Below are 10428 nucleotides of genomic sequence, written 5' to 3' on the forward strand. Positions count from 1 at the left end.
GTGCTCGGCAGTGAGCGCGGACCATTTTCCAGACATATACCGCAGACAAAATCAGGTATGTTCCCTCTTCGCGTAGGAGTTATCCCAAATCAACTGAGCGGCAATCAGAGTTGATTGCAATAAACGCTCAATGCCTGATGCAGATTGCTGATCGCTGCGCTTACCCCCTCAATCGCTGGCCCCAGCGCCTGCCTGTCCTGTGTCTCACACGCAGCCTCCAATGCTTCACACCGGTCGATCAGCGCCTGCGCCTTGACCATTCGTGCGCCCCCCTTGGCACGGTGCGCGAGGTCATGCAGCCTGGCAAAATCAAACGCCTGTTGAGGCAACGACAACCACTCGAGGTCGGCTTTCAGGCTTTCGATCAACGGGATCAGTAATTCTTTGAGGGCGCCCCGGTCATCCCCGGTCAGTCCGGTCAGTGTGCTCAGATCCAGCATCGGCAGGCCGTCAGCCTGGGCAACGCGCGCGGCGCGCGAAGCGAGTGCCAACCGCAGGTCGTCAAGGCTGGTGGGCTTGAACAGGCAGCCGTCCATACCCGCCTGCCGACAGCGCTCCACCTCCTCTGGCTGGGCATTCGCGGTAAAGCCCAACAACAAGCACGGCACCAGGCCTCGCTGACGCTCTTGGGCGCGGATGTCATGCGCCAACTGATAACCGTTCTTCAGCGGCATGTTGCAATCGGTGATGACCACGTCAAAGTGCCCCGCCTGCCAGTATTGCACCCCTTGCAGGCCGTCGTCGGCAGTGGTGATGCGGTGCCCCAGGAAGCTCAGTTGTCGGCCCAGCAACAGTCGATTGGCACGGTAGTCGTCCACCACCAGGATATCCAATGCCTGGGGCGGTGGAGTCTCCAGCACCGCCGATAACACCTGGGCCGGCAAAGCCGCCGTTACCGCCAACACCATCCGCACATCGACCCGCGTGCCTTGCCCCAGCACACTGCTCAAGTGCAACTGGCCACCGAGCATTTCGCACAGATTGCGGCTGATCACCAGCCCCAGACCAGAGCCACTGCGTGCCGACTGCTCGGTATTGCTTCCCTGGATAAACGGGTTGAACAGCCGTTGCTGGTCCTCCGCGCTGATGCCAATGCCGCTGTCTTGCACCCATAACCGCAGCGTCAGTTGGTCTCCTGCCACCACCCCCTGCGCACCGAGCTGCACCTGCCCCCTGGCGGTGAACTTGATCGCATTGCTCAACAGGTTCGACACGACCTGTTTGAAGCGCAGCGGATCGATCAGTACCGCTCGGTCGATCGTCGAATCAAGCTCAACCTGTAGCACCAGGCCCTTGGCCCGTGCCAGCCCGTCAAACACCCGTACGACTGATGCCAACTGCTCTTTCAGGTTCGCCGGTTCCAGGGCCAGGGACAAATGGCCGGATTCGATGCGCGCGATATCAAGAATATCGCCGATGAGCTCCAGCATGCTGCGCGAGGCCCCCGACGCCACCTCCAGCGCATCACGGTCCGCCCGCCCCTGTTCGGCGTTTTTCAAGGCCAGTTCGATCATGCCGATCACTGCGTTCATCGGCGTGCGGATCTCATGGCTCATCGTCGCCAGAAAGGTGGTCTTCGCCCGGTTGGCGGCGTCGGCGTCATCCTTGGCGTCTTGCAACTGGCCCAGCAGACGCTGGCGTTCGCTGACATCCACCCAGCCTGCGATCATGCCCACCACGCTGTCATCGCCATCACGGTAGGGCAGCATCCATTGGTAGATGGTCAGCACTTCACCACTGGGCACCCGGAGGATGCGGTCCTGAATCTGCGGTTCGCCCCGCGTCATCAACCGCATATAGTCATCATGAAAAGACTGGGCCTGAGGCGGGTTGCCGGGGTCGGTTTCCATCACCGTCTTGCCGATCACATCCTCCAGCTTGAAGCCAAACACATCGAGGTAGGCGTTGTTGCAGGCCATCAACCGACCCTGGCGGTCGCGTACATAAATCGGGTGGGGCGTGCCATCGATCAGCACGCTCATGAAACGCATCTGGTCGCTCAAGGCACGCTCGGCCTGAACCCGTGTACGAATCAGGCGGCGCAGGTAAATGGCCCAGCCCAGGGTCGCCAGCAGCAGCAACGCGGCCAGGGCGAAGCCTTGAACGATTGCCGTGCGATGGCGCAACCAGTAGCTGTCGCCGATGATCACTTCGCTGCGCCAGTGGTTGGTCAACTCGTCCATTTCTTCCGGCGTGATGCTCAACAGGGCCTTGTCGAGGATTGAATACAGCTCCAACTGGCTGCGATTGACACCAAAGGTAATCCGCGCGGGCTCAGTACCCACCGTGCTGGTCATACGCAGCCGGTCACGATAGTGGCGCGCAATCATAAAGCGCGCACTGATCAGCGAAACGACGGTGGCATCGACGCTACTTTTGGCCACCAACTCCATGGCCTGTTCAGGGTTTTCCACATAGACCAACTCGATGCCGGGGTAGTCCTGGGCAATCTGCGCAGCAAGGCTGTTGCCGCCGATAAACGCCACGCGCTTGCGCGGCAGGTCCTCAAGGGTGACCACGCTGTCATCATCGGCGCGTACCACCAGCACGTAAGGGTTGGACAAGTAAGGTCGGGTAAAGCGCAATTTATCGGCGCGTTCGACGCTCGGGGTGATCACCGCCAGCATTTCAACCTGACCGCTGCTGATCTGGTCGATTTGCCGCAACAGCGAGCTGTCCCGCACCACCTCGAACTTCAAGCCAGTGCGCAAGCTGATCCGCGACAGGACCTCGGCGCTCAACCCTTCAAACTGCCCGTTCTCGTTGAAGAAAGACAGCGGGACGAACTTGTCGAGTACCGCCACCCTCACCCGCGGATGCTTCTCCAGCCAGCGTTGCTCACTGTCGCTCAAGCGCAACCGCTCAGCCCCCAGGGCACCACCGCCACCGGCGCTCCAGCGACGCAGGATTTCCATCTGCTGCGCGGCCGGGATAGCGGCCAGTGCAGCATTGATGATCTTCAGCAGCCGCTCGTTATCCAGGGTGAAGGCAAACCCGAACGGGTTGACCTCCAAGGCAGAGAAATCCTCAATGCGGACGTTGTTGAGATGATTCTTGTTGATCAGGTAGCGGGTGCTGATGGCGTCACCCAGGTAGACATCTGCCTGGCCGAATGCCACTGCGCCAATAGCCTGGTGAGTCGAGCCATACAACTGCAATTGCGCGCGGGGGTAAAACGCCTGGACGGCATTGGGCTGCATGTAGTGGTAGAGCATCGCCACACGCTTTCCCGCCAGGTCGGCCGGCAACGACTGGCTGGCGCCTGACCGGGTCACGAGGGCCGGTTGGTCATTGGCGTAGGAGCGTGACAGTACCAACTGTGTATCCGCCGCCTCATAACCATTGGCCGACCCTAGGAAATCCAGCGCACCTGACTTGAGTGCCTCGATCACTTCATCGCGGGTGTCGTAGCGCCTGACTTCAATCGTGACATTGAGTATCTGTGCGATCAGCGCCGCATAATCGGCGGAGATGCCTTCAAGTTCGTCATTGTTGTTACTCAGGTCGAACGGCGCGTAATCAGGGGCCGACACCCCCATGACCAAGGTGCGCCGTTCTCGCAGCCAGCGCCAGTCCGTTTCATCAAGCTGCACCGTGGATTTTTCAAGACTGGAATGGCCCAGCAATCGCAGCACATGAGGTTCATCCAGAGCCATCGCCACCCAGGGCAAAGACCCCATCAGCAGGATGGCAGTGAATTTCGCCAGCCGAGGGGTGGCCATTTCAGATCAGATGGTTGCGCTGGGCGAATTTAGACAAATGCACCACGGAAGACATGCGCAGCTTCTCCTTGAGGCGCGTCTTGTAGGTACTGATGGTCTTGTGGCTCAGCAGCATGTCTTCGGCAATTTCCTTGTTGCCAAGGCCCAGGGCCAGCTTCTGCAACACCGTCAACTCGCGATCCGAAAGCCCCTCCACCAACTCGAGCTCGGTGGTTTGCAGATCATCGCGACGCACCGAACTGGTCGGCAGGCTGGGAAAGCAACTGTAGTTGGACATTACCGCCTTGATCGCTTTTTGCAGCTCGTCCAGCTCACCGGTCTTGGCGACAAATCCCATGGCGCCGGCACGCATGCAGCGAGTGGAAAAGAACACTGCCAGGTAGGACGTGAGCACCAGAATCTTGCACGGCAAGCCCAACGCCTTTATTCGGCTGATCACTTCCAAGCCGCCAAGCTTGGGCATCGCCAGATCAAGGATGACCAGGTCCGGGCGCTCCTCTCGGGCAACCTGCATAGCGTCAGCGCCATTCCCCGCTTCATAAATCTTATCGAAGCCTTCCTGCTTCAAGAGATAGCGGACCGTGGCGCGAATAAACGGGTGATCATCGACAATCAAAGCTTTGCTCATAAAACCCACCTGAGAAGACAAAGTAACCTGACATATCACACGGGACCCGAGCACCTGTGAAAAATGACAGTTCCGACAAACGGCACTGCACTTCATCAGGACACTCGCCAGGCTCAACCTGGCCCCTCCAATAGAACACCACCACTGCCAGCTGATGCCGTGCCTTTGTTATTGGGCAGCCGCAAGCGCGCAACTTTAACAACGGCGAGGTGTTTAAATTGAAGGGTTAGTCCTGATTGCATGTAGGACTTTTCCTCACAAAAGCATAGCCAACCCTATGCCAGGCATTTGACCCACTACTCCGTGGTACTTGGGCTCCAGAAGGCCTGCACCACCAAGGCCGAGGTGGAAATGCGTGCGACCAGCGCGTCCAGCTCGTCACCATCGACAGACGTCACTGCCAGAGTCGCTTCGATCTCCACTTCTTCGCTGCCAAACGGGCGCACATCCACGTCACTGGCGGGATAGTTGCAACGCGCCAGCTCCGCTTCCAGCAAGGCCAGCACCGCCTTTTGCTGGGTACGCCGCGCAACGACATAAAGAATGTTGGTGACCTCCGCCGACACCACATCCAACGGCTGACGGTTAATGTTGTTGACGATTGGCCGCAGCAGCGTATTGGCCGCCAGCACAAACAAGGTGCCCAGCAACGCCTCGAGAATCAGGTCGGCACCGGCACAGGCCCCCACCGCGGCCGACGCCCAGAGCGTGGCGGCGGTGTTGAGACCACGTACATTGCCTTCTTCGCGCATGATCACCCCGGCACCGAGAAAACCGATGCCCGACACCACATACACAACCACCCGCACCGCGCCTTCCGCGCCGCCCAGGCGGTTGGCCATATCGACGAAAATCGCCGCCCCCACCGCCACCAGCACATTGGTGCGCAAACCCGCCGTGCGCTGGCGGTACTGGCGCTCGAAGCCGATCAGGCCACCGAGGATAAACGCGGCGGACAGGCTGACCAGGGTATCGACCAGGGAATTGAAGTTGATGTTATTGATGGCTTGCATGAAAAAACTCCATGAACGCTGCGGCACATTGAAAGGCCGCCGCACGGCTTTGCAGAAACGGGAGTTCCGGGCAGCAGGTCGCACACCGGGGTTACCCAGGTGTGGGTCAGCGTCGATGAGAGGGATTCAGGCAGGCGCCAGGAATGGCTGCTGCCGGGATGCCGCTTCTCGCTTGGGGCGAGACAACGGCATCGGGAAAATGCGCGTTACCTTGCCAAGGCTGTGCCGGTTACCAGGACCGGCCGACAACTGTCGCTCGAACAAGTACCCACTGAGGGTCTCCGCTATTGATGAAAACGGGCGAAGCTTACGCCCCGACTGCGGGAGAGTAAACCGTAGGAAAGTGTCCGTATTGTGAACAGGAAATTTCTTCAGAATAGGTTCAGGAACCACTTTCTTGAGCCCGGACGAGTCAGGGCCGATCCCGAACCACCCGCACCAGGTAGTCCTCAACCTGCCCACCCGCCAGCGCCTTGACCTGAATCGACACCCTGTTCACCTGCCGCCCCATGGTGATCCCCTCGCGAGTCCGCACCTGCACGTACCCAAGCCTGGGCCAGAAGCGTTCGGCCTTGGTATTGCCGACGACCACCGTCAACCGCAGCCATTGAGCCCCTTGCCCGGCAGCCCAGCGTTCAAGGTCCGCATGCAGCCGCTGAGCCAGCCCAGTGCCATGCAAGCGCGCCTCCACCAGCAGCAAGCCGATATGCCACACACCGACCGCCAATAAATCCGCGGCGATGTTCACCACGGCAACCAAGCGGCCTTCGGCATCGCGATAACCCAGCCAGTACATCCGAGTGCAACGCCAACCCGCCGGCAACGCACCCTGCAACTCTTCACGCGCCTCGGTCGGCGTGGCGGGCTCGCCGTTGACCGCGATGAAATACTCTGGCGCCTGCTCGAAAAACCGTTGCAACTCGGCTTCATCACGGTCGCCCAACTCAACCACCCGAATACCGTCAGTGGTGCAACCCGGCAACACCTGTCGATCAACGTCCATGTTCACCCCGCCTCACTCATCCCGCGTCAGCACTTCCAGCAATTCGATCTCAAAGCGCAGATTGCTGCCGGGCTTGATATGCGCGCCCATCGAGCGCTCGCCATACGCCAGGTGCGCCGGCACGAACAGTGTGCGTATGCCGCCCACCTGCATGCCCATCAGGCCTTGGTCCCAGCCCTTGATGACGCGTCCGGTGCCGATGACACACTGGAACGGTTTGCCGCGCTCCCAGGATGAGTCGAACACAGTGCCGTCTTCCAACGTGCCCGTGTATTGGGTGGTGATCAGCGCGCCCTTGACCACGGTTTTACCGTCGCCCAGGCGGATGTCGGTGATCTGGAGTTCGTCGTTGCTCATGAAAGTCTCGTAGGATGCGTGAAGGCTGGGGTTTTCCCAGAACCAAGCGGGTTTGGCAAGTGCAGAGCGACACCGCGCGCCCACACGAAGCAACTCCCCTGCACTATCCTGAGCTCCAGGTGTCGTACTCCCATGCGCCCAACCGCCGGAGCCCCCATGCCCCAAGATGTCCTCGCCAAAGAAACCAACCGCCGCCAATTGCAGCAGATCATCTCCGGCCTGTCCGACGGGATCATCCTCGCCGAAGTCGACCAGACCCTCCTCTGGGCCAATGAAGCCGCACTGAGCATGCACGGTGTTGATAACGTCGAGGCGCTGGGCGCCAACACCCGGGAATACGCCGAACGCTTCGCCCTGCGTTATCGCAACAACCATCCTGTGCTGCTGGAAAACTATCCCCTGGCCCGTGCAGCAGCGGGCGATGAATTCAGTGACGTGGTGGTGGAGGTCACGCCCACCGACGATGCGGACAAGACCTGGGTCCACCGCTTGCGCAGCCTGGTGATCAGCGATTCACACGGTGCACCGGAGTTGCTGGTGCTGATCCTCAGCGACGCCACCGAGTGGGCCAGCGCCGAACAGCGCTTCGAAAAACCCTTCAATGCCAACCCCGCACCCGCCGTGATCTGCCGCCTGAGCGACCTGCGCTATATCAAGGTCAACCAGGGTTTTCTGGAGATGACCGGCTACAACCGCGACCAGGTCATCGGTAAATCCGTCTATGAGCTGGACGTGCTGGAACACGCCGAGCGCAAGGACCTGGCCATCCAGCGCCTGGGCGAAGGGGCGACCATCCCGCAGATGCAGGCCGAGCTGAAATTGCCCGCGGGCGGCAGCAAGCTGGTGATCGTTGCCGGCCAGCCGTTGGACATGAACGAGGAAGACTGCATGCTGTTTTCCTTCACCGACCTGGAGCCACGGCGCAAGGCGGAGATCGCCCTGCGCCAGAGCGAAGAGCGCTTCGCCAAGTCGTTCCGCCTGACACCGGTACCGACCCTGGTGTGCAGCGCCGACAACCGCCAAGTGGTGGACGTCAACGAAGCCTTCATGAGCATCACCGGCTATATCAGCGAAGAACTGATCGGCAAAGCTATCGAAGACATCGACTTCATCGACAGCCCCCAGGCGGGTGCGCAGTTGTTTGCCACCCTGGAAAAGTCCGGCAACCTGGACGGTCAGGACCTCAAGGTGCGCAAGAAAGGTAACGAGGTGATCGACTGCGTGGTGTCTGCCGATACCGTGATCATCGAGGACGTGCCCTGCTACCTGCTGGTGCTGATGAACATCACCGAACGCAAACGCTCGGAGCTTGAACTGGTGGCCGCCATCGAAGAAGTGATGCAGGACGCCTCCTGGTTCAGCCAGACGCTGATCGAGAAGCTGGCCAACGCCAAAAGCGTCAACAGCCCCAACCTGCCGAACGTGGCCTTCACCGACCTGACTGCCCGCGAGCGGGATGTACTGGGCCTGATCTGCGAAGGCTTGGCCGACAAGGAGATCGCCTCACGCCTGAAACTGGCCCCCAACACCGTGCGCAACCATGTGGCCACGGTGTACTCCAAGCTCGGCGTGCACAGCCGCAGCGCTGCCATCGTCTGGGCCCGTGAACGCGGGCTGTTTGCCGGTGAACTGCGGCTTAAAAAGTAGGCGCTTGAAGTGCAAATGCACTAGTACACCTAGTGCGAATTCGCCTTATGGCGCGCGCGGGCAATCAATAACCTTCAGGTGTCGAAGTTCATGCCCTGAAGGAACCCGCATGTTTACCCTCTCTCAACTGCGAAATTGCATCGAAGAAGGCCTGTCGCCGCTGACGTGTGAATTCACCCTGTGCCGGGATGCGTCGCTGACCCTCAAGGTCTACGACGCACAAACCGGCCGGGTTGACCTGGTGGTGACCGGGATCAGCACCAATCGGCTGCAGACCCCGCAAGAAGTGGCAAAGATGGTGGACGAGCTGCGCTACGAACTGCAATGCAACACCGTCGGCAAGCTCACGCTGGAGGATTGGCCTTCAGCGACGCCCCAATGAAATAGAACACCCCGCCGCCCACGATAAACGCCCCCAGCATGTAAAACATGTAGTGGGCCGGCAGGCTGGCCAGCACCAGCCCACACAACACCGGTCCCAGGGCCGCGCCGAGGTTGGACAGGTTCTGCGCCCCGTAGTACATGCCGCGCAGGTGGTCCGGGGCGATGCGGTCGATAAACATGTACTCGGCCGGAAACACGATAATCTCCCCCACCGTAAACACCGCCATCGCCAGTACCCACCACAGCACGCTGGTAGACAGCGCAAAGCCGATCAACCCCAGCATGAACATGCTCAAGCCGAAAATCAGCCATTGGCTCAGGTGACGGTGGGAAATGCGTCGGCCAATCACGTACTGCAAGGCAATCACCAGCACGGCGTTGGTGGTAAGGACCGCGCTGATTACGGTGTAGGTGTATTCCGCAGTGGTGGTGGTCACCAGATATTGCGACAGGTAGGCCGTGAACTGGCCGAACACCACCGCACTGAGCAGCCCGCCAAGGGTGAAGCACACCAGTCGGTGATCCTTCAACAGCACGCGGCCAACGGCCATAAACGACACCGGCTTCTGCGTCGCATCCACCGTGGTCAGCGTGCGGTCGCCCCAGCGCCAGTACAGCAGGAAAAACACCACCCCCAACAGCGCCGACAAGATAAACGGCAGGCTGATATCCAGCTTCGCCACCACTGCCCCGAACGCGGGCCCGACGGCATAGCCAATATTGGTCAGGGTGTACTTGATGGAGAACACCTCGCTGCGTGCCTCTTCCGGCAACAGGCTGGCGAAGCCGGCTTTCACCGCGATGTCGATAACCGCGTAAGCAAGGTTGATCAGGATCAGGCAGCTATAGAACGCCCAGATATTCTGCGCGAGGACCGTACCGATAAAGCCCAGCACAAACAGCACACTCAGGCCAAGCAGCAGCCGGTAGCTGTTGATGCGGTCGACAAGAAAACCGCCGTACACGCTGAGCAATGAACCGACGATCAATGAACTGCCAATCACCAGGCCGACCTGGGTGATGTCCAGGCCGAAGTGGCTGGTCAGGTAAATCACAAGATAGGGAAAGGTGATCGCCTTGGCCAACGTCAGCATCAACGTGGCGGACAGCAACAGGTTCACGGTGCGGGGGTAGTTTCTTATTGTGGCAAGCATCCTGCTCTCTTTTTTCAAGGTAACGCGGCCTCTACAGCCGGCTACCTTAACTCAGGAGCGGGGACAAAATGCAAGGTCATTTCTTCACGGGGGTGATCTCAAGAATGGTGCCGTTGGTGGTCTTGAGCAGCACGAATTTATCGCCCACCCGCGACCACTGGCTGTCAGCTTCAGGCTGCTTGAGGCCGCGCTTTTTCCAGTCACTGACGGCCGATTCCTTGCGCATCAGGATATCCGGTGCACGGTCGCCTTCTTTCAAGTCGCGGGTGTTGATATTGGAAGGCTGCACGGTTTCCTGCGGGGTATCACCGGCCTGCACGACAAAGCTGGCGGTGGACAGGCTGGTGGCGAGCAACAGGCAGGCAACGAGGGATTGGGCTTTCATGGGTGCTCCTTCAATGAATGATGCTTACCCAGGTTCCGACCGCTGCCACACGCGATCATTCAACCCGAATTTTCAAGCCTGCACCCAACCTGTGGCGAGGGAGCTTGCTCCCGCTGGGCTGCGCAGCAGCCCCAA

The 10428-nt window shown here is 59.9% G+C and carries 9 protein-coding genes; 2 read left to right on the plus strand and 7 right to left on the minus strand.

What is annotated here, in order from left to right; all coding sequences use genetic code 11:
• Positions 1–104: 104 nt before the first annotated feature.
• The 5 genes from B348_RS0118050 to B348_RS0118070 all read right to left on the minus strand — a co-directional run bounded on the left by B348_RS0118050 (position 105) and on the right by B348_RS0118070 (position 6723).
• Positions 105–3722 carry a transporter substrate-binding domain-containing protein gene (locus tag B348_RS0118050; RefSeq protein WP_017737475.1) on the minus strand — a complete coding sequence of 1206 codons (3618 nt, stop codon included), beginning with the start codon at positions 3720–3722 and terminating at the stop codon, positions 105–107.
• 1 nt (position 3723) lies between these two features.
• Entirely contained in the window at positions 3724–4350 is a 627-nt protein-coding gene (locus B348_RS0118055) for a response regulator transcription factor (protein WP_017737476.1), read from the minus strand.
• A gap of 296 nt (positions 4351–4646) precedes the next feature.
• Positions 4647–5363 (minus strand): MgtC/SapB family protein, encoded by a 717-nt coding sequence (locus B348_RS0118060; protein ID WP_017737477.1) that lies wholly within the window; start codon positions 5361–5363, stop codon positions 4647–4649.
• 412 nt (positions 5364–5775) lie between these two features.
• Positions 5776–6366, minus strand: coding sequence for a GNAT family N-acetyltransferase (locus tag B348_RS0118065; protein ID WP_017737478.1), 591 nt, complete (start codon positions 6364–6366; stop codon positions 5776–5778).
• A gap of 12 nt (positions 6367–6378) precedes the next feature.
• Entirely contained in the window at positions 6379–6723 is a 345-nt protein-coding gene (locus B348_RS0118070) for an FKBP-type peptidyl-prolyl cis-trans isomerase (protein ID WP_017737479.1), read from the minus strand.
• 156 nt (positions 6724–6879) lie between these two features.
• Between B348_RS0118070 and B348_RS0118075 the strand changes: the two genes are divergently transcribed.
• Together B348_RS0118075 and B348_RS0118080 are read left to right on the plus strand one after the other, a co-directional pair.
• Positions 6880–8370, plus strand: coding sequence for a PAS domain S-box protein (locus B348_RS0118075; protein WP_017737480.1), 1491 nt, complete (start codon positions 6880–6882; stop codon positions 8368–8370).
• Positions 8371–8479: 109 nt separating this feature from the next.
• Positions 8480–8752 carry a DUF1652 domain-containing protein gene (locus B348_RS0118080; protein ID WP_017737481.1) on the plus strand — a complete coding sequence of 91 codons (273 nt, stop codon included), beginning with the start codon at positions 8480–8482 and terminating at the stop codon, positions 8750–8752.
• On the opposite strand, the gene B348_RS0118085 is transcribed toward B348_RS0118080, so the two are convergent.
• Positions 8715–9908: an MFS transporter gene (locus B348_RS0118085; protein ID WP_026136873.1), complete on the minus strand. Its 1194-nt coding sequence runs from the start codon at positions 9906–9908 to the stop codon at positions 8715–8717. The two genes, B348_RS0118080 and B348_RS0118085, sit on opposite strands and share 38 nt — an antisense overlap.
• Before the next feature lie 76 nt (positions 9909–9984).
• The gene (locus B348_RS0118090) at positions 9985–10293 is read right to left on the minus strand and encodes an RcnB family protein (RefSeq protein ID WP_017737483.1); all 309 of its coding nucleotides are present in this window, start codon (positions 10291–10293) and stop codon (positions 9985–9987) included.
• Positions 10294–10428 lie beyond the last annotated feature (135 nt).

It is taken from the genome of Pseudomonas sp. CBZ-4 (assembly GCF_000346755.1).
GTDB lineage: Bacteria > Pseudomonadota > Gammaproteobacteria > Pseudomonadales > Pseudomonadaceae > Aquipseudomonas.